Source organism: Streptomyces sp. NPDC005281 (assembly GCF_040607495.1).
Taxonomy (GTDB): domain Bacteria; phylum Actinomycetota; class Actinomycetes; order Streptomycetales; family Streptomycetaceae; genus Streptomyces.
Map to the genome: position 1 here is coordinate 169610 of NZ_JBEXGX010000004.1, position 17523 is coordinate 187132.

The following is a 17523-nucleotide window of genomic DNA, read 5'->3' on the forward strand; positions in this document are numbered from 1 at the left end:
GAAACCCCCGTACCGAGTGACCCTAATGGGCGCCACCCCTCCTACCCGTACGGAGTGACCCTCGCGGGCGTCACGCTTCGTAGAGGTACGGAGTGGTCGTCGTGAGCGGCTGGAAGCCCAGGCGGGTGAGGATGGGGCGGCTCTGGCTGGAGGCGTCGACCTGGACGTAGCGGTAGCCGCGCTCGGCGGCGACACGGGCCCGGTGGGCGACGAGGGCGCGGTAGATGCCCCGGCCCCGCCAGGCCTCGACGGTTCCGCCGCCCCACAGCCCGGCGAACCGGGCCCCCGGCAGGAGTTCCATGCGGGCCGCGCTGACCGGAACGTCGCCGACGAGCGCCACGACGGCGACGACCGTGTTCGTGTCGCCGGTGATCTGGGCGAGCAGCTGGTGGCGCAGCCGGGTGCTGTCACCGCCGAAGGACTGCTCGTGGACCTCGGCGACGAGGGCGACGCCCGCGCGGTCGGTGACCGGCAGCAGCCGTACGCCCTCGGGCGGTTCCACGTCGAGGGCCAGACCGCTCAGTTCGGCGACCATCAGCGTCTCCTCGGGCTGGGCGATGAAGCCCGCCGCCCGCAGTCGCTGCCCCAGGTCCTCCGGCCGGTCGTGGCCGTACAGCTTCCACTCGAAGCCGCCCCCTGGCCCGGAGAAGAAGCGCACCTGTTCGGCGATGGCCGCGTCGGCGCCCGCCGCGTCCAGGTCCGACCAGAGCACCCCGTTCCAGCCCTTGTCGGCGCCGACCTGGCGCACCACCTTGCCGACGCGCTCGACCCGGGCGCCGGGCGCGTCGGGCCGCGCGCCCTCCCGCATGTCCCGGTCGAAGAGCGCCAGTACCGCTACGTGATCCATGGGGTCACTCCAGCATCCCGGGACGAACGGGGCAACGCGAATACGTGTCCACGGGCGTCGGGGAGGAGGAGCCGGGCTTCGCCTCCCCGTGCGGCCGCGGACACGAGAGCGTCCGGGCGGGCCCTTTCCCAGGGCCCGCCCGGACGCCGTCCCGAGCCGCTCCGGTCAGCCGGCGGCGGTCAGTTCCTGTTGCGGTACGGAGCCGACGGGCGTCGCCTGGACGCGGCGCAGGCCGGTCAGGCTGACGAACACCAGGGAGAAGACGCCCGCGAGGGCGAAGGCGGTGAAGCCCGCGGTGGTCGAACCGGTGGCGAGCAACTGGCCGCCGAGCCAGGGGCCGAAGACGGCGCCGAAGCGTCCCATGCCGGAGGTCCAGCCGACCGCGGTGGCGCGGTTGTCGTCGTCGGAGCGGTGCGCCACCGTCGCGTAGATCATCGCCTGCGCGCTGAAGAGGAACAGGCCGGTCAGGAAGACGACGGTGTACGTGAGGGGCAGCGGCATCTTGACGCTGAGGGAGTAGATGCCGACGGCGGTGGCGCCGAACCAGATCGCCGAGATCAGCGAGCCGCCGAACCTGTCGGTGAGACGGCCGCCGATCAGCATGCCGACGATGCCGCCGAGGTTGATGACGATCACGAAGCCGATCGAGGAACCGAGGTTGTAGCCGTTGGCCTTCATCAGCGAGGGCAGCCACTGCGAGACGCCGTAGACGAGGAGCAGACCGCCGAAGGACGCTATCCAGAAAAGGAGGGTCTGGGCCCACCGGCCGCCACGGAACAGGGTGGTGAGGGCGCTGAAGCGGTCGGCCGCGGCCTTGCGTTCCTCGGCGCGGGCGGCCAGGTCGACGCCGTGGCGGTCGGCGAGGGCGCGGGCCTCTTCGGTGCGGCCCTTGGCCTGGAGGAAGGCCATCGACTCGGGGAGGTAGACGGCCGCCAGCGGCACGCCGATGAACAGCGGTACGACGCAGATCCAGAAGGCGACCCGCCAGTCGCCCGTCCCGAGCGCGACGAATCCGGCCACGATGCCGCCGGCTTGGTGAGCGGTCATCAGGGAGCCCACGATCAGGGCGCGGCGGCCTCGGGGCGCGTACTCGGTGACCATGGTGATGGCGCTCGGCAGGAGGCCGCCGAGACCGAGGCCGGCCAGGAAACGGCCGAGGCTGAAGACCCCCAGGCTCCCGGCGGACGCGCAGACCGCGGAGGCCAGCGAGAACACGGCGGTCGAGACGACGATCGTCTTCTTGCGGCCGGCCCAATCGCTGACGGTGCCCGAGCACAGGGCGCCGATCAGCATGCCGAAGGTGGCCCACGAGCCGACGTCGCCGGCCTTGGCGGGGTCGATGCCGAGCGCCTTCGACTCCAGCATGTGCGGCAGCACGGAACCGTAGATGAACATGTCGAGGCCGTCGAAGAGGACGACCAGCCAGCAGAGGCCGACGACCAGCGCGGCCAGTCTGCCGCCGCCGCGAGCGGGCAGGGCGAGGGAGGAGGACATCGTTGTTTCCTCTCGTCCAGGAGGTGGGGGCCCTGGAAGCGGTTCGGGGGTGCGGGTCGACGCGGCTCGTGCGGCTGACCCGATCGTGCGACAGACGCTAAGGAGTGAACTCCTGGAGTGTCAACGCTTTTGTCAACAATCCAGGAAGCAATCAGGCCACCCTGCGTGACCGTCGCACGCGCGGCTGAGAAGCAGGTGAAAACACGTGCGGGCGGCACACGCCCGGTGCCGCCCGTACGCGTGTACTGGCCTGAAGGGGTCGCTCGGCCGTTCGCCCGGCGGACGCCGGAGGGCGGGACGCCAGAGCGCGGGACGCCGAAGTGCGTCAGGCGATGGATGGTGTGCCGATGGGCGGTCAGCCGATGGGCGGTGTGCCGTGGGTGTGGAAGGACTCGATGGTCTTCAGACCCCAGGCCTGGCCCTTCTTCCGCTCGTCCTCGGTCCAGGTGATCAGCGGCCAGTCGGGGGCCAGGACGAGACGGGTGAGCGGGTTGCACAACTCGATGCGGTTGCCGCCGGGTTCGTAGACGTAGAGGAAGAACGTCTGCTGGATGGCGTGCTTGTGCGGACCCGTCTCGATGAACACACCGGTGTCGATGGCGAGATCGGCGGCGCGCAGGATGTCCTCACGGGTGTCCGTGGCGAAAGCGATGTGGTGCAGGCGTCCGGCCGAACCGGTCCAGTCCGAGGTGTAGACGACGTCGTACGACTTGTCGGTGAAGGTCAGCCAGCGGGCCGCGATCTTCCCGGAGTCGAGCCGGATCTGCTCGGTGGGCCGGGCGCCCAGCACGTTCTGCTGGAACTCGGCGTTGGGGAGCACGTCGGAGGCGAGGAAGTTGATGTGGTCGAGGCGCCGAACGCCCACGCCCCGGTTGGGCTTGGCCTGCGGCTGGTTCTTCAGGGCCGGCTTCAGCCCCTCGGGAGCCCGGTAGTACTCGCTCTCCCAGTACAGGGCGTGCTCATGACCGTCAGGGTCTGCGGTGACGTACACCTTGCCGAGCCCCGGTTCGTCCTCGACCCAGCGGCCGGTGCCGCCCGCGGCCTCGACCGCCGCGACCCGGCGCCGGAGTGCCTCCTCGCCGGAGGTACGCAGGGCGAGCCGGCCGAGGCCGGGCCGCTCGCGGGCGGTGAGCACCAGGCTGTGGTGCTCGTAGTCGTCGAAGGTCCGCAGGTAGACGGTGTCGCCCTGCTCCCCGTTGACCGTGAGGCCCATGTAGTCCGTGAAGAAGGCGACGCTGGCGTCCAGGTCCGGGGTGAAGAGCTGGGCGTGGCCGATGTGGGCGATGTCGCCGAGCGGCGGAGTCATCGCGGACCTCCTTGGGATGGTGCGGGTATCGGTGCCGTATCGGCGGACCTGGGGAACACGGTGCCGTCGAAGATCTTTCGTGCGGTGCGGACGACGGCGGTGCGCCGCGCCACGGGCATGTCGTCGCCCGGGCCGTACTCGACACCCGCTTCGATGTCGAGGAACCCGGTGGGGTGTTCGATACGCAGCCGGTCGCCCCGCTCGGGCAGGTGCGCCACGGCATGGCCGACGCCCCCCTCCAAGCGCAGCCCGGCGGCGACGCTCGCCGCGCCGAGGACGCCGATCGAGGTGTGGCAGCGCACCGGAATGAACGTGCGGGTCATGACGGTTCCGCCGTCGCGGGGCGGGGCCAGCAGGGTCAGCTTGGGCACGGTGGCGTTCGCGACGTCCCCGAGACCCATCAACCTGCCCGCCTCCAGGCGGATCTCGCGGAGTCGGCCGGCCAGGGCCGGATCCTCCTCCAGGTCCTTCGGGGCCTCGTACCCGGTGACGCCCAGCGAGGACGCGGCGATCAGCACGGTCGGCATGCCGTTGTCCACGCACGTCACGGGAGTGCCGGCGACGAGATCCCGGGCGTGGCCGGTGGGCATCAACGGAGCGCTCCCGCGCGGGAATTCGATGACCACGGGCGCGGCGCTCCCCGGTACTCCGGAGATCTCGGCGTCGCCCTCGTAGACCACCCGTCCGCCTTCGGTGGGGAAGGTCGCGAGCGCGAGGTCCCCCGAGTTGACCATGCGGATGCGCACCGAGGTGACGCCGTCCGCCGGTTCGACCAGTCCGCGTTCGACGGCGAACGGGCCGACACCGGCGAGGAGGTTGCCGCAGTTCTGACGGTCCGACACTTCCGCCTTGTCGACGGAGACTTGGAGGAACAGGTAGTCGACGTCGGCGGCGGGGTCGGCGGAGCCGGAGACCACGGCCACCTTGCTGGTCAGCGGGTGCGCGCCGCCCAGGCCGTCGATCTGACGCGGGTCGGGACTGCCCATCGCGCGCAACAGCAGGGCGTCGCGTTCGGCGGCGCCTTCGGGCAGGTCCCCTGCGAGGAAGTAGGCGCCCTTGGAGGTGCCGCCGCGCAGCAGCATGCAGCGCACCTCCTCGGAGCGCCTCACGACGCGGCTCCGTCCGGGGCGTCGGGCCTGCTCAAGGCGGCTCCAGCCCGGGCGTCGGACCCGCTCAGGGCGGCTCCGACCCGGGCGTCGGGCCCGCTCAAGACGGCTCCGACCCAGGCGTCGCTCCCACCCATGGCGGCTCCGGGCCGGGAAGTGAGCCCGCTCACTGCGCGGCTCCGTCCCGCACGTGGTCGTCGTAGGACGTGTAGGTCACGCCCAGGTGCACCAGGGTCTCGCGCAACCCGTAGCGGTCCAGGCCGAGTTCGCCGTCCAGGAAGGCGGCGCGGGCCAGCGCCTCCTTGCCCTCACGTGCCGCGGAGGCCTCGGCGACCTCGCGGGCGTCCTCGCGCGGCACGCGCACCACGCCGTCGTCGTCCGCGAGGATCACGTCGCCGGGCCGGACGATCTGGCCTCCGATGGCCACGGGCACGTTCACGGAGCCGCCGGTCGCCTTCACGGTGCCCTGCGGGCTGACGGCGGCGGACCAGGCGGCGAAGCCCATCTCGCGCAGTTCGGCGGTGTCCCGGATGCCGGCGTTGATGACCAGGCCGCGCACGCCGCGCCGGTGGAGCGCGGTGGCGAACAGTTCGCCGAACATGCCGTCGGTGGAGGGCGAGGTGGTGGTGACGACCAGGATGTCGCCCTCGCCGCACTGCTCCACGGCCGCGTGGATCATGAGGTTGTCGCCGGGCCAGGACAGCACGGTGACCGCGGTGCCCGCGACGCGGACACCCTGCTGGATCGGGCGCAGCCCGGTGCCGAGGAGGCCGGTGCGGCCCATCGCCTCGTGCACGGTGGCGGTGCCGTGTCCGGCGATCGCCTCGACGTCCTTGGCGTCCGCCCTCGGCGGGCCGGTGACGATCACGCCGCTCATGCCAGCTCCTTCGCGATCTGCGGGTAGGGACGCATGAACGCCTCGGCCATGGTCCTGTGGGCGAGGCCCAGGTTGGGGCCGGCGTTGCGCTTGAGCTGGACGCCGCGGCGTACGGCGAGGTCGGTGTAGTAGTCCCACAGGTGCTGCTGCGCGCTGAGGCATTCCATCGCCTTGCGCTTGGTCTCCCACACCTCGGTGATGTCGAGGAGGACTTCGGGCCGGAAGCCGCTCATCTCGGGCTGGTGGGGCTCGAAGTAGAAGACGGGCGGGGCTCCGATGATCTCGCCCTCGCCGGGGTAGCCGATGGCCTGGGCGAGGACCCTGGCCTCCAGCGCCATGCGGTGGGCGGCGGGGTGGTCGCCGTTGTACGGGTCCTCGGCCGTGTGGGTGAGCACGACGTCCGGCTGGGTCTCGCGGTAGACCGCCACCAGCTGGTCGGTGAGTTCGGCGGTGGCGGTCAGCGGGTAGTCGCCCGCGTCGAAGAAGCGGACCGCGGCGCCGAGCGTGGCGGCGGCCTTCTCGGCCTCTTCGCGGCGTATCGCCTTGATCTCGTCGAGGTTCTTGCCCTCGCGCCAGGCCTTCGCGGACTCACCGCGCTCGCCGAAGGTCAGGCAGGCGATGGTGACGTTCTCCCCCCGGGAGACGGCGAGGGCGATGGCGCCCCCCGCCCGCCACACGAAGTCTCCGGCGTGCGCGGTGACGACCAGTGTCGACCGGGGCGGGCGTTCCCCCGGCCCGGGCGGGGCCGGGGGCTCGGGGGCGGCGGGCGCGTAGCCGTGCGTCATTGCAGCGATCTCCTTGGTGGACAGGTGGGCGCCCGCCTCGGCTGTCCGTCGTATCGCGCGTCACCGCGCGGTACGTCAGTTGCGCAGCGCTTCGATCACACTGCCGAGGTGAGCGCGGACGGCCTCTTCGGCCGCCTGCGGGTCCCTGGCCCCGATCGCCTCGATCATGGCCAGGTGTTCACTCAGGGACTGCTGCGCACGACCGGGACGCAAGGCCAGCTGGAAACGGTGGCGCACCAGCTGGGCGTTGAGCCGTTCCAGGAGTTCCACGGCCGTCCGCTGGCCGGAGAACTCCCTGATCCGGGCGTGCACTTCATGGTTGAGCTCGGAGTAGGTGACCGGTTCGCCGTCGGCGACCGCCTTGACCATGGCGTCGCCCAGACCGGCCAGCTCGGCGAGCTGGTCGTCGGTGGCCAGGACGGCCGCCTTGGTGGCGCAGAGCCCTTCGAGTGCCATGCGGCACTCGGTGATGGCGACCGCTTCCTCCACGGTCACCACCCGGACGCGTGATCCGCGGTTGCGGATCCGTTCGACCAGGCCCTCCGATTCCAGCTCGATGAGTGCCGCCCGCGCGCTGGCCCGGGTGACGCCGAACTGCTCGGCGAGTTCGTTCTCCACCAGCCGTTGGGCCGGTGCCATCTCTCCGCGCAGAATCGCCTGCCGCAGCTGCACCAACGCGTGCTGCTTGGCCTGCTCGCCGGTGCCTGGACGGGCTTCCTTCTGCATTGCGCCCTCCCTGAGTGAGTGCCTGTCGAACGTAAATCTAGACCAACAAGATTGTCAACAATTTTGTTCGGCATGTTGCCGACCGTGCCCTCGCGGAATCCGCGGATCCGCTGCCGCGCAGGCCGGGCGGGCCCGATGCCGGCCGGACGGGCGTCAGCCCCGTCCGCCGCACACCGCTTGTGGTGTGCGGGGGACGGCCTCACGATGAACCTCGACCGTCACGGCCCGGCGGGCCGCCGACGGCCGGCCGCCCTCCGCTCGCCGTTCGACCGGACGCGCGGGAGCCCTGGCACGGATGCGCACACCGTCCAACGGAACGTGAACCGACCGTCGGCTGAAGGGACTTACCGAATGCGTGCCTTACTCCGCACCGGCTCGGCGGGTGCAGCCACCCTCTGCCTGGCCTTCGTCGCCGCCCCCGCTCACGCGACTCCTCCCGGCCCCGGCGTCACCGGCAGGGTCATCGCGCAGACCACCGTCGACGGCACGGACTACACCCTCAGGGAGATCACCGTCCCGCCCGGCCAGGCCACCGGCTGGCACTACCACGACGGTCCGCTGTACGGGTACGTCGAGCAGGGCACCCTCAGCCACTTCGACTCGGCGTGCGCGCAGGACGGTCTCTACCGCGCGGGCGACTCACTGACCGAGCCGCCCGGTCCGGGGAACGTCCACATCGGACGCAATCTCGGAAAGAAGCCGCTGGTCCTGGACGTGCTCTACGTACTGCCCCACGGCGCGCCCTTCTCCGAGGACGCCCCGAACCCCGGCTGCGACTTCCAATAGGGCGGCCCACTCCCCCGAGGGATCGCCCTGCCGTACGCGGACAGCGGAACGGCCCGGTGCCGCGCCAGGCATCCTTCGCCCGTCGCGGCTCCGGGCCGCCTCCACGTACGACAACGTCCGGGAGCTAGAACCGGAGTTGGGGGGCCGCGACGCCGAACCCGGCCGCGCTCTCCGTCAGTTCACGCCACACCCCGGCCGCCACCGGCACTCCCTCCCCCGCGCGCAGCGCCGCGACCGAGGCGCTGCGCTCACCCGGGTAGTACACACCCGGCGCCCCGTCCGCCGGTGTCAGCGACTTCAGCGTGGCGAGCGTGGCGTCGACAGCCGCGACGAAGGCGTCGGCGTCCCCGAAGGCCGCCGGGTCGATGGCGACGAGCAGCGCGTTCTGGCGGTGCTCGCGGCCCTCGGGATCTCCGGAGTGGAAGGCGGCGAAGATGGGCGCGCCGACGAGCACACTGGTCAGCAGCTCGAAGGCGAGTGACATGCCGGACCCCTTGGCGCCGCCCAGCGGCAGCGGCATGACGGCCCGCTCCGGGTCGGTGGTGGGGGTGCCGTCCCCGGTGGCGGCGGCGCCCTCGGGGAGCGGGGTTCCGTTCGCCCTGGCCTGCCGGATCCGGCCCAGGGCGATCGTGGCGGTGGCCATGTCGAGGAGCAGCGGGGCATGGCTCCGCGCCGGCACGGCGACCGCGAGCGGGCTGGTCGCGACGGCCGCGCCCTTGACCCCGGTGTAGCCCATGTTGGGCATGCCGGCGACGAACGCGATGCCGATCAGGCCCTGTTCGGCGATCTTCGAGACGTAGTAGCCGATGGCACCGGTGTGCACGGTGCGGCGCACGCCGACGGCCGCGACCCCGCTCGCCCTGGCCCGGGTCACGGCCTCCTCGGCCGCCGCGGTGAGGGCCACCGGGCCGGGCGCGCGGTCGGCGTCGAGGACGGCGACGGCCGTGGCCCCCGACTCGAGCCTGATCTCGGGACGGGCGTTGGCCACCCCCTTGGCGAGCAGTTCGAGGTAGGCGGGGACCCGCGCGGTGCCGTGGGAGTCGATACCGCGCTGCGCGGCCCAGACGAACACGTCGGCGGTGGTGCGGGCGTGTTCCGGGCGAAGGCCGCCCTTCTCCAGGAGCGCGGCGGCGAAGTCGCGGAGCTCATCGGCGGGGACGAGCACCTTGCCCGGCGCGGTCGGGGGGACAAGTGCGTCGCCCTGCGCGGGTGTCGGGGTGTCGGTCATGGTGGCGGGTGCCTCCTGGATCAGCGGGTGACGAGGACGTCGACGACGGCGGTGGTGCCCTCGGCCACGGCCTTGAGCGCGCGCTCCAGGGCGGGGCCGAGCGCGTCCGTCGCGTCGACGGTCTCGGTGTGCATGCCGAACGGCTCGGCGAACGCGGCGAGCCTGGGCAGCCGGCGCAGGTCGGTGCCCAGCCACTCGCCGGTCCCGGCCGCCGCGCCGTCGGGGTAGAACCTGCGGTGGTTGAGGTTCATCGACTTGTAGACACGGTTGTTGAAGACCACGATCAGCAGCGGCAGACCGTAGGCGTTCGCGGCGTCGTACGAGGGGATGACCGGGTTGTACGCGAAGGCGCCGTCGCCGATCGTGAGGACCACGGGCCGCTCCCGCGCCGCGAGTTTGACGCCGAGCGCGACGGCGATGCCCTGGCCGAGTCCGCCCTGGACGTAGAAGTAGGAGTCGGGGGCGGCCGTCCGCACATGGCGTCTGACGACGCGGCTGTGCGTGATGGTCTCGTCGACGACGATCGCGTCCCGGTCCTCCAGGAGGCCGCGCAGGGTCGCGGCCACATGTACGGGGTCGACGCCCTCGGCCCGGGCCGCCTTCGCCTCGGCGGCCGCGATGGCGGCCTGTTCGTCCGCGTGCCGTTCCTCGTGCTCCGCGCGCCGTGCGGTGAGGGCGGCCGTGGCCTGCGGGTCCGAGGGCCGGGTGGGCGCCCGCCGGGTCAGCTGGCGCAGGGTGTTGGTGACGTTGCCTTCCAGGTAACGGTCGGCGAAGAGGACTTGGTAGGCGACGTGCGGGCGTTGCGGGACCTCGTCGATGACCACGATCCGCGCCTTGGACGGGCGACGCGACGGCGGGTAGAAGGGGGCACGGCAGTTGACGAGGAGGATGAGGTCGGACTCCTCCATCCAGGGCCCGATGTCCGAGCCCGCGTGCAGGGGATGGGTGCGCGGGAAGTTGGCGCACACCGCCGAGTCGGGTTCGAGGACCGGGAGGTTCCAGGCCTCGGCGAAGGCGACCAGGGCCTCGAAGCCGCCCGCCTCACGGCCGGCCGTCTCGGTGACGATCACCGGGGCGGCCGCCTCGCGGATCAACTCGGCTACGAGGTCGGCCTCTTCGGGTGAGCTGTGGGTCGAGCCCGGTTGGACGACCGGCTTGGCCTCGCGACCGTCCCACTCCTCCAGCAGGACCTCCAGCGGGATGTTGAGGTAGGCCGGTCCCGCCGGTGCCCGCCAGGCCAGCTCCGCGGCCCTCGTGATCATGGCGGGCAGCGTGTGCACCCCGGCGGCCTCGTTGGACCACTTCGTGAACGGCTGGGCGATGCCCTGCGGTCCGCCCACGACGGACAGGTTGCGGTACCACTGACCCCCCGGATCCGGTCCGGGTCCGTCGCCGTAGGTGGTCGACTCCGAGGAGGCGACCACCATGGGAACGCCCGCGAGCAGGGCGCCGTGGACCGCCATGGAGCCCTGGAGCAGACCGGGGGCCGCGTGCAGGAGCACGGCCTGCGGGCGGCGGGCGACAAGACCGTAGCCGGTGGCCATGCCGACCGCGACCGTCTCGTGGGTGAGGTCCAGATAGCGCGGAGCCTTCTCGCCGTCGCGGTGGCGCCGGGCCAGGGACTCCCAGACGGGGGCCCATTCCGATCCCGACGAGCAGAAGACGTAGTCGGCGCCGACGGCGTTGAAGGCCGATACGAGCGCTTCGCCACCGTCCCTGCCGCCGGCACCCGGTGACTTCTCGGTGTCCGTCATATCCGGTGCGCCCTCAGCCTTCGACCGGCCAGTCGAGGACCTCGGAGATGCCTCGGCCGAGGATCCACTCCAGCTCCTCGGGCGTGAAGTCCCAGTGCTGGGTGAACTGTTCGATGGTGTCGGTGTAGGTGATGCCGTGGCCGAGCAGGCGGGTGATGTCGGTGCCGTAGAAGCAGCGCCTGGGGCCCAGCTTGTCGACCATCTCTCGCACGTACTTCTCGATGTTCTTGTTCGGGAAGGGCTGCGTCGAATAGCCGGGCAGCGCCGAGACCTTGACGTAGATGTTCGGGTGGACGGCCAGGTCGGCGGTCTCCTGGACCCAGTAGCCGATCGCGTCGTCCACGCAGCGGGCCATGATGCCCATGTGGTCGATGATGATCTTCAGGCCGGGGTGCTTGGCGGCGATCTCGCCGAGCTCGCGCTTCCAGATCGGGGCGTGGACCATGGTGGGAATGCCGAGTTCCTCGGCGATCGGCCAGTACCACTCGTTGGTGCCGTCGATCATCCAGTTGCGGTCCTGCGGGCGGTGGAAGGTGAGCCGGGTGCCCTTGATGTGCGGGTTCAGGGCGAAGTCCTTCAGCAGAGCGGTGCCTTCGACGGCGTCGTCCTGGGGGACGCGGGCCATGATGCCGAAGCGGTCCGGGTGGGCCTCGCAGGCTTCGAGGGCGTAGTCGATGCGGTTGCCCTCCCACGACGGGGGCAGGATCAGGGCCCTGTTGACGCCCGCCTCGTCCATCAGCTCCAGGGCCTCCTCGTAGGAGAAGGGCTCCTCGCGGTGTCCGTTGAGGCGGATGCGCTCCCGTGCGCCCGGGACCCAGGGGCGGTCCGGGGTCTCTTCCTTCCAGATGTGGATCTGGGTGTCGACAACGAACATGTCATCTGCCGTTTCTCTGCGGAGGGGTGCCGGGGTGGTGCGGTTGGAACGCTAGGTCGGCTGGAGGCCTTTGCCGAGCGCTGGGGGCGCAAGCAGTTCTTGCGCGGAAGTCCCCTGCGCACGGGGCGTGTTCAGGTGGCGCGGGTGTCCCCGAGGACGGTGTCGGCGATGTGTTCGGCGATCGCCATCGAGGAGGTCGCGGCGGGCGAGGGCGCGTTGCGTACGGAGGTGACGCCACCGGCCCGACGGATGACGAAGTCGTCCACCAGCGAGCCGTCCCTGCCGAGTGCCTGGGCGCGGACGCCGGCTCCGCCGCGCACCACGTCGGCCGCGTGGATGGCGGGGACGTAGGCCCTGGCGGCCTTCATGTAGGCGTCCACCGACAGCGAGCCGCGGATCTCCTTGACGCCGGTGCGCCAGTGCTCCCCGGCGAGCCGCCACATGCCGGGGAAGCGGGCGATGCGCGCGAGTTCGCGGACGTCGATGTCGGAGCGCCGGTAGCCCTCGCGGGCCAGGGCGAGGACGGCGTTGGGGCCGACCTCGACCTCGCCGTTCACGCGGCGGGTGAAGTGCACGCCGAGGAACGGGTAACGAGGGTCGGGCACGGGGTAGATGAGGCCGCGGACCATGTGCGCCCTGCTCGGCGCGACCGTCATGTACTCGCCGCGGAAGGGGACGACGCGCGGCTCGTCCCCGTCGCCGGCGAGCCGGGCGACGGTGTCGCTCTGGAGGCCGGCGCACAGCACCAGCCTGTCGGCCCGCAGTGCGTCGGCGCCGGAGGCGACCTCGATGCCGCCGCCGGCGAGGCGGGTGACGCGGGTGACCGGGAAGCCGAGCCGCACCTCCCCGCCGGAGTCCACGACGTCCTGGGCGAACGACCGGGCGACGGCGGTGTAGTCGGTGATGGCGGTGTGCGGGGAATGCAGGGCCGCCCGCCCGACGGCGTACGGTTCGATCTCGTGGATCTCGCCCGCGTCGATCCGCCGCAGGCCCGGCACCCCGTTCTCCAGGGACTTGGCGTGCAGGGCCTCCAGGCGCGGCACTTCGTCGTCCGTGACGGCCACGACGAGCTTGCCGCACTCGTCGTAGGGCAGTTTCCGGTCCTGGCAGTACGCGCGGATCATCGCCATGCCCCGGGTGCACAGGCGGGCCTTGAGGCTGCCGGGCCGGTAGTAGATGCCGGCGTGCACCACACCCGAGTTGTGCCCGGTCTGGTGGACGGCGACCTCGTGCTCCTTGTCCAGGACCACGACGCGCGTGCCGGGCCTGCGCAGAGCGATCTCCCGGGCCGTGGCGAGGCCCACGATGCCCGCGCCGACGACGGCGATCGTCTCGTCAGCCATGCTCTCCCCTCCTCTGGTCGCTCAGGCCCTCGTCAGGCACCGAAGTGGATGGCGACGGTCTTGACCCGGGTGTAGAAGCGGAGCCCTTCCTCCCCCTGCTCCTTGAACGGCGATCCGGAGTCGCGGAAGCCTCCGAACGGGTGGTGGACGTCCCAGCCGGAGGTCGTGGTGTTCACCGCGATCTGGCCGCACTCGGCCTGGTCCGCGAACCGGTGCGCGGCGCCCAGGTCCTGGGTGAACACGGCGGCGGCGAGGCCGAAGACCGAGTCGTTGACCGCCTCGACCGCCTCGTCGAAGGAGTCCACCGCGTGCAGCGCGACGACCGGTCCGAACACCTCCTCGCGCCAGATGTCGAGATCCGGGGCCACCTCGCCGAGCACGGTCGGGTCGACGTAGCAGCCGTGGCCCAGTGCCTCGTCCGCGGGCCGGCCGCCGCCGGCGAGGACCCTGGCGCCCTGCTCGACCGCGCGCTCGATGGCGCGGAGGACACCGTCCCGGTGCCGGGCGCTGACGAGCGGCCCCATCGTGGTACCGGCGGCGAGCCCCGGTCCGACGCGCAGGTCGGCGGTCTCGGCGAGCAGCAGCGCGGTGAACTCCTCGTACACGGGCCGCTCGACGATCACCCTGCTGGTGGCCGTGCAGCGCTGGCCCGCTTGCGCGAAACCGGCGGCGGCCACGGCCTTGGCGGCGGCGGGCAGGTCGGCGTCGGCGAGGACCACGGTGGCGTTCTTGCCACCGAGTTCGCCCTGGAAGCGCACACCGGTGTGGGCGAGCGCGGCCCGCAGCCCCTCACCGACCTCGTTGCCGCCGGTGAAGGTGACGGCGGCCAGGCGTGGATCGCCGAGCAGTGCCTCGGAGATCTCCGCGCCGCGTCCGGTGACCACGCCCAGGACACCGGCGGGCAGGCCCGCGTCGTGCAGGGCGCGGGCGAGATGCAGGGCGGCCTGCGGGGTGTCGGTGGCCGGCTTGAGGATCGCCGCGTTGCCCGCGGTGAGGCAGGGGGCCAGTTTGCGGGCCGGGGTGATCAGCGGGTCGTTCCACGGGGTGATCGCGAGGACGACGCCGAGCGGCTCGCGCTGGTGATGGGTGCGCGTGTCCGGGCGTACGTCGTGCACCAGCGTGCCGTAGCCCTGGCGGGCGAGGCCCGCGTAGTACTCCAGGAAGTCGGCGGCCTTGAGGGTCTCGCCGGTCGCCTCGGCGCGGGTCTTGCCCATCTCGGTGACCAGCTCCTCGGCGATCCGCGCCGCGCGCTCGCGCAGCAGCCGGGCCGCGTCCGCCATGATCCGGGCCCGCTCGAAGGGGCTGGTGCGCCTCCAGACCGCGAAGCCGCGTCCGGCGTGGTCGTAGGCGTCGCTGACATCGGCGGCGCTCAGCGCGGGAACGCGGGCGACGGGCACGCGCGGATCGGAGGGGTCGTGGACGTCGATCCACTCGCCGGTCGCCACCCACTTCCCGCCGAGGAGGGTTTCCATGGTTCGCATCGGCATCACTTCTCTCGTCCGCCGCGGTGCGGGGCCGCGGTCAACCGGGTGGGAGGGCTGGGCCCGAGGGGGCCGCACCGACAACACACGAGCGGGGGCCGGTTCGGCCAGACCCACGACGGCAGACATTGCTTTCGCCTCGCGCGGGTCGCCCATCAGGGGATTCGTGCTGGAATCGGCGGGCCCGACGGCCCGGCCCCTACGGAGGAAACACATGGCTTTCGCAGTCGTCGCCCACTACCGGTGCGCGCCCGTCGACGCGGACGCGGTGCGCGCAGCGCTGGTGAGGATGCGCGAACTCACCCCGGCCGAACCGGCGAACCTCGCCTACGAGGTGCACGCGGAGGTGGACCGGCCGGGCTCGTTCGTTCTCTACGAGCGGTACACGGACCGCGCGGGCTTCGAGGCGCACCGGGCCGCGGACCACTTCACGGAGTTCATCGTGGGCCGCGTGCTGCCGCTGCTGACGGACCGCACGGTGACGTTCGCGGAGGTGCTCTGATCCGTCCGGCCGGGAGATCGCACGGCTCTCCCGGCCGGTGCCGGCCGACGGGTGGCAACGCGTCGTCGCCTCCCGGCCGGCACCGGCGTCGGCATCAGAACTCGTTGCCCCAGCAGTAGCGGGCGAGTGTCTCCACCAGGACCAGTTTGCGTCGCTGGTCCCCGGCGCCGACGAGAGGGCGGGTCGCGACGTCGGCGAAGCCGCGGGACGGGGACAGAGCCATGTCCTCGATGTCCTTGATCCCGGCTCCGGCGTCGATACGGGCCAGCACCGTGTCGATCTCCTCCAGTTCGGGAGTGGTCGCGTCGACGACCCCGAGGCACACGTCCCGGTCCTCCGGCAGCGCCCTGAGCAGATCGAGTTCGGCCGCCGTCCCCCGGTCGTACGGGAGGATCCAGCGGTCGGCGGGGATGGCGCCGTACAGGCGCTCGGCCCCGGCCCTGTCCACCGCGCCCGGTGCCCGCCAGCCGGGGCAGACACCGATGCGTACCCCCTCGGGGCGCTCGACAAGGCGTACCGCCAGTGCCTCCACGGCGAGGGTGTCCTCGAAGGACAGCGGGCCCGCGGCGACCGGCTCGGCCGCGATGTGGCCGAGCAGCAAGGGGTTGGTCAGCTGGATCAGCCGTACACCTCGGGAGACGAGCAGTTCGATCTCGGCGCGGACGATCTCCGCGAGGGCTTCGCCGAGTTCGCGGACCGAGCCGGGACCGCCGGAGCCCGCGAGGGCGGGGTCGAAGGTGGTGGCGGCGAGGTAGGCCGGGGACGGCAGGGACACCTTGGGTGCGATCACCGTCAGTTCGGCGAGCCGGGCCGCCCGGTCGGCCACCAGGGGTCCGCCGGCCTTGGGCAGGGTCTCCGCCACCCAGCGGGACAGGCCGTCGGGCCCGGTGTCACTCGTACGGCGGAAGCCCGAGACGGCGCCGAGGACGGCGCCGCGGAAGTCCTCGCTAGGGAGGTCGCCGTCCGTGACCACGGTGGAACGCACCTTGCGCTGGAGGGCCACCACCTCCTTGACCGCGTCGTCCAGTGCCGCGGGGTCGTCGCCAGGGTTCGTGAGGCCGGCCGGGCGGACCAGGCTGCCGTGGTGATCGATGCGGTAGTTGAACGTGTCCGCCATGGCTCAGGCACCCTTCTTCTCGGACTTCTCGGTGTTCGGTGGCGTCCCTGGGGCGTCGGCCGGCGCGCCCGTGACGCCCCAGGCCGCGAACTCCATTTCGTAGCCGAGGGATTGAAGAACCTCGTCGGCGATCTGCTGGTCCTCGTCCGCGGTTCCGCCCGCGATGCCGAGTCCGCCGAGGATCTCTCCGTCCTTCTTGATGGTCACGCTGCCCTCGGTGGCCATGATGGGCAGGGCGGCGCCCGGCAGTTGGGAGAGCTGCGCGAAGAACACCGGCTGGCTCTCCTGCCACTTCTTCAGCATCTTTCCGGGACGCTGCATCACGGCCGCGGTGTACGCCTTGGCACGGGCGATGTCCGGGGTGAGGGGGCGGGCGCCGTCGCAGCGCCGCACGCTGACGACGAATCCCCCCGCGTCGACCACGGCGACGCTCACCGCCTTCCCGAGCGCCCGGGCCCGCTTCAGCGCGGCGGCGACGATCTCTTCGGCGGCGTCGAGGGTGAGGGTGCTCATGCGGCTTCCTTCTGTCCGAGGGTGCGGCGCAGGTGCGCGACGGCCCGGTTGTAGGGGCCGGGCGTCTCCCAGTACATGGAGTGCGGGGCCCCCGGCACGATCTCCAGACGGGAGCCCGGGAGCAGTTCGTGGGCGCGGGTCACGGTCTTCACGCTGAGCACCGCGTCCTTCTCGCCGAGGAGGAAGGCGATCCCGACGCCCGATTCCTCGATGTCGCGCAGCGTGGGCCCGTCGGTGTCGAGGTTGCGCAGGTCGGCCATCCGGGCGACGTTGAAGGTGCCCATCTGCTGGAAGAGGAAGGTGCGGTCGGCGTGCTCCTCCTGGAAGCGCCGGGTGAGCAGCCGGTCGACGACGGGGAGCTTGACGGCCTCGGCGCGGTCGGCGGCGGCCAGTTCCCGCAGTTCGGGGTGGCTGATGCCGCCGAGGGAGTGGCCGAGGACGACGGCCCGGACCCGGTCGGGGCGCAGCAGGCCGGCGCGCAGGGCGGCGACCGAGCCGATGGACTGGCCCACCAGCATCACCTCGGTCAGATCCTCGGCGTCCAGGACGGCGAGGACGTCGCCGGGAAAGTCCTGGCCGTCGAACTCCGCCATGGCGGAGTCGGACTTGCCGAAGCCGCGCAGGTCCATGGTGACGACGGTGAACTCGTCGCGCAGAGAGGCCACTTGCTGCCACCAGGCGGCGTGGTTGCCGCCGCTGCCATGGACGAGGAGGATCGCCGGACCGTTGCCGTGGCGCTCGTAGTAGAGGGAGGTGCCGTCGGAGTCGGCGAAGGGCATGGGAG

At 71.9% G+C, this 17523-nt stretch carries 17 protein-coding genes; 2 read left to right on the forward strand and 15 right to left on the reverse strand.

Features of this window, described 5'->3' with window-relative positions:
* Positions 1-70: 70 nt before the first annotated feature.
* From ABZV42_RS07885 to ABZV42_RS07915, 7 genes are all read right to left on the reverse strand, one after another.
* Entirely contained in the window at positions 71-847 is a 777-nt protein-coding gene (locus ABZV42_RS07885; protein WP_355980219.1) for a GNAT family N-acetyltransferase, read from the reverse strand.
* A gap of 165 nt (positions 848-1012) precedes the next feature.
* Positions 1013-2341 carry an MFS transporter gene (locus tag ABZV42_RS07890; protein ID WP_356051188.1) on the reverse strand — a complete coding sequence of 443 codons (1329 nt, stop codon included), beginning with the start codon at positions 2339-2341 and terminating at the stop codon, positions 1013-1015.
* 355 nt (positions 2342-2696) lie between these two features.
* Positions 2697-3647 carry a VOC family protein gene (locus tag ABZV42_RS07895; protein ID WP_355980224.1) on the reverse strand — a complete coding sequence of 317 codons (951 nt, stop codon included), beginning with the start codon at positions 3645-3647 and terminating at the stop codon, positions 2697-2699.
* Positions 3644-4729 (reverse strand): 4-oxalomesaconate tautomerase, encoded by a 1086-nt coding sequence (locus tag ABZV42_RS07900; RefSeq protein ID WP_356051336.1) that lies wholly within the window; start codon positions 4727-4729, stop codon positions 3644-3646. The genes ABZV42_RS07895 and ABZV42_RS07900 overlap by 4 nt, the downstream gene beginning before the upstream one ends.
* Before the next feature lie 190 nt (positions 4730-4919).
* Complete coding sequence (locus ABZV42_RS07905; RefSeq protein WP_356051190.1) at positions 4920-5630, reverse strand: 4-carboxy-4-hydroxy-2-oxoadipate aldolase/oxaloacetate decarboxylase; 711 nt, start codon at positions 5628-5630, stop codon at positions 4920-4922.
* On the reverse strand, positions 5627-6415 hold the full coding sequence (locus ABZV42_RS07910; RefSeq protein ID WP_355980228.1) for a PIG-L deacetylase family protein: 789 nt from the start codon (positions 6413-6415) through the stop codon (positions 5627-5629). The genes ABZV42_RS07905 and ABZV42_RS07910 overlap by 4 nt, the downstream gene beginning before the upstream one ends.
* Before the next feature lie 75 nt (positions 6416-6490).
* Positions 6491-7141 (reverse strand): GntR family transcriptional regulator, encoded by a 651-nt coding sequence (locus tag ABZV42_RS07915; protein WP_355980230.1) that lies wholly within the window; start codon positions 7139-7141, stop codon positions 6491-6493.
* 351 nt (positions 7142-7492) lie between these two features.
* Here ABZV42_RS07915 and ABZV42_RS07920 point away from each other — a divergent pair, with 351 nt between their 5' ends.
* Positions 7493-7927 (forward strand): cupin domain-containing protein, encoded by a 435-nt coding sequence (locus ABZV42_RS07920; protein WP_355980232.1) that lies wholly within the window; start codon positions 7493-7495, stop codon positions 7925-7927.
* 124 nt (positions 7928-8051) lie between these two features.
* On the opposite strand, the gene ABZV42_RS07925 is transcribed toward ABZV42_RS07920, so the two are convergent.
* The 5 genes from ABZV42_RS07925 to ABZV42_RS07945 all read right to left on the reverse strand — a co-directional run bounded on the left by ABZV42_RS07925 (position 8052) and on the right by ABZV42_RS07945 (position 14607).
* The gene (locus ABZV42_RS07925; protein ID WP_356051192.1) at positions 8052-9155 is read right to left on the reverse strand and encodes an Ldh family oxidoreductase; all 1104 of its coding nucleotides are present in this window, start codon (positions 9153-9155) and stop codon (positions 8052-8054) included.
* Between the two features lie 20 nt (positions 9156-9175).
* Positions 9176-10909 carry a thiamine pyrophosphate-dependent enzyme gene (locus tag ABZV42_RS07930; protein WP_356051193.1) on the reverse strand — a complete coding sequence of 578 codons (1734 nt, stop codon included), beginning with the start codon at positions 10907-10909 and terminating at the stop codon, positions 9176-9178.
* A gap of 13 nt (positions 10910-10922) precedes the next feature.
* The gene (locus ABZV42_RS07935; protein WP_355980238.1) at positions 10923-11783 is read right to left on the reverse strand and encodes an amidohydrolase family protein; all 861 of its coding nucleotides are present in this window, start codon (positions 11781-11783) and stop codon (positions 10923-10925) included.
* Positions 11784-11914: 131 nt separating this feature from the next.
* Positions 11915-13126: an L-2-hydroxyglutarate oxidase gene (lhgO, locus tag ABZV42_RS07940; protein ID WP_355980241.1), complete on the reverse strand. Its 1212-nt coding sequence runs from the start codon at positions 13124-13126 to the stop codon at positions 11915-11917.
* Positions 13127-13158: 32 nt separating this feature from the next.
* Positions 13159-14607, reverse strand: coding sequence for an aldehyde dehydrogenase family protein (locus ABZV42_RS07945; RefSeq protein WP_355980244.1), 1449 nt, complete (start codon positions 14605-14607; stop codon positions 13159-13161).
* A gap of 214 nt (positions 14608-14821) precedes the next feature.
* Between ABZV42_RS07945 and ABZV42_RS07950 the strand changes: the two genes are divergently transcribed.
* Positions 14822-15109 (forward strand): putative quinol monooxygenase, encoded by a 288-nt coding sequence (locus tag ABZV42_RS07950; RefSeq protein ID WP_355980247.1) that lies wholly within the window; start codon positions 14822-14824, stop codon positions 15107-15109.
* 94 nt (positions 15110-15203) lie between these two features.
* Here ABZV42_RS07950 and ABZV42_RS07955 read toward each other — a convergent pair whose 3' ends face one another.
* From ABZV42_RS07955 to ABZV42_RS07965, 3 genes are read right to left on the reverse strand one after another with little or no spacing between them, the layout of a single operon-like run.
* On the reverse strand, positions 15204-16226 hold the full coding sequence (locus ABZV42_RS07955; RefSeq protein WP_355980250.1) for a methionine synthase II (cobalamin-independent)-like protein: 1023 nt from the start codon (positions 16224-16226) through the stop codon (positions 15204-15206).
* A 3-nt stretch (positions 16227-16229) separates the two neighbouring features.
* Complete coding sequence (locus tag ABZV42_RS07960) at positions 16230-16739, reverse strand: heme-binding protein (protein WP_356051195.1); 510 nt, start codon at positions 16737-16739, stop codon at positions 16230-16232.
* Positions 16736-17518, reverse strand: coding sequence for an alpha/beta hydrolase (locus tag ABZV42_RS07965; protein WP_355980256.1), 783 nt, complete (start codon positions 17516-17518; stop codon positions 16736-16738). Before ABZV42_RS07965 ends, ABZV42_RS07960 begins: the two co-directional genes overlap by 4 nt.
* Positions 17519-17523 lie beyond the last annotated feature (5 nt).

Excerpts from the sequence above, each read along its gene's own strand:
- ABZV42_RS07885 (WP_355980219.1), bottom strand. The coding sequence starts at position 847 with ATGGATCACGTAGCGGTACTGGCGCTCTTCGACCGGGACATGCGGGAG.
- ABZV42_RS07890 (WP_356051188.1), bottom strand. The coding sequence starts at position 2,341 with ATGTCCTCCTCCCTCGCCCTGCCCGCTCGCGGCGGCGGCAGACTGGCC.
- ABZV42_RS07895 (WP_355980224.1), bottom strand. The coding sequence starts at position 3,647 with ATGACTCCGCCGCTCGGCGACATCGCCCACATCGGCCACGCCCAGCTC.
- ABZV42_RS07900 (WP_356051336.1), bottom strand. The coding sequence starts at position 4,729 with ATGCTGCTGCGCGGCGGCACCTCCAAGGGCGCCTACTTCCTCGCAGGG.
- ABZV42_RS07905 (WP_356051190.1), bottom strand. The coding sequence starts at position 5,630 with ATGAGCGGCGTGATCGTCACCGGCCCGCCGAGGGCGGACGCCAAGGAC.
- ABZV42_RS07910 (WP_355980228.1), bottom strand. The coding sequence starts at position 6,415 with ATGACGCACGGCTACGCGCCCGCCGCCCCCGAGCCCCCGGCCCCGCCC.
- ABZV42_RS07915 (WP_355980230.1), bottom strand. The coding sequence starts at position 7,141 with ATGCAGAAGGAAGCCCGTCCAGGCACCGGCGAGCAGGCCAAGCAGCAC.
- ABZV42_RS07920 (WP_355980232.1), top strand. The coding sequence starts at position 7,493 with ATGCGTGCCTTACTCCGCACCGGCTCGGCGGGTGCAGCCACCCTCTGC.
- ABZV42_RS07925 (WP_356051192.1), bottom strand. The coding sequence starts at position 9,155 with ATGACCGACACCCCGACACCCGCGCAGGGCGACGCACTTGTCCCCCCG.
- ABZV42_RS07930 (WP_356051193.1), bottom strand. The coding sequence starts at position 10,909 with ATGACGGACACCGAGAAGTCACCGGGTGCCGGCGGCAGGGACGGTGGC.
- ABZV42_RS07935 (WP_355980238.1), bottom strand. The coding sequence starts at position 11,783 with ATGTTCGTTGTCGACACCCAGATCCACATCTGGAAGGAAGAGACCCCG.
- lhgO (WP_355980241.1), bottom strand. The coding sequence starts at position 13,126 with ATGGCTGACGAGACGATCGCCGTCGTCGGCGCGGGCATCGTGGGCCTC.
- ABZV42_RS07945 (WP_355980244.1), bottom strand. The coding sequence starts at position 14,607 with ATGCGAACCATGGAAACCCTCCTCGGCGGGAAGTGGGTGGCGACCGGC.
- ABZV42_RS07950 (WP_355980247.1), top strand. The coding sequence starts at position 14,822 with ATGGCTTTCGCAGTCGTCGCCCACTACCGGTGCGCGCCCGTCGACGCG.
- ABZV42_RS07955 (WP_355980250.1), bottom strand. The coding sequence starts at position 16,226 with ATGGCGGACACGTTCAACTACCGCATCGATCACCACGGCAGCCTGGTC.
- ABZV42_RS07960 (WP_356051195.1), bottom strand. The coding sequence starts at position 16,739 with ATGAGCACCCTCACCCTCGACGCCGCCGAAGAGATCGTCGCCGCCGCG.
- ABZV42_RS07965 (WP_355980256.1), bottom strand. The coding sequence starts at position 17,518 with ATGCCCTTCGCCGACTCCGACGGCACCTCCCTCTACTACGAGCGCCAC.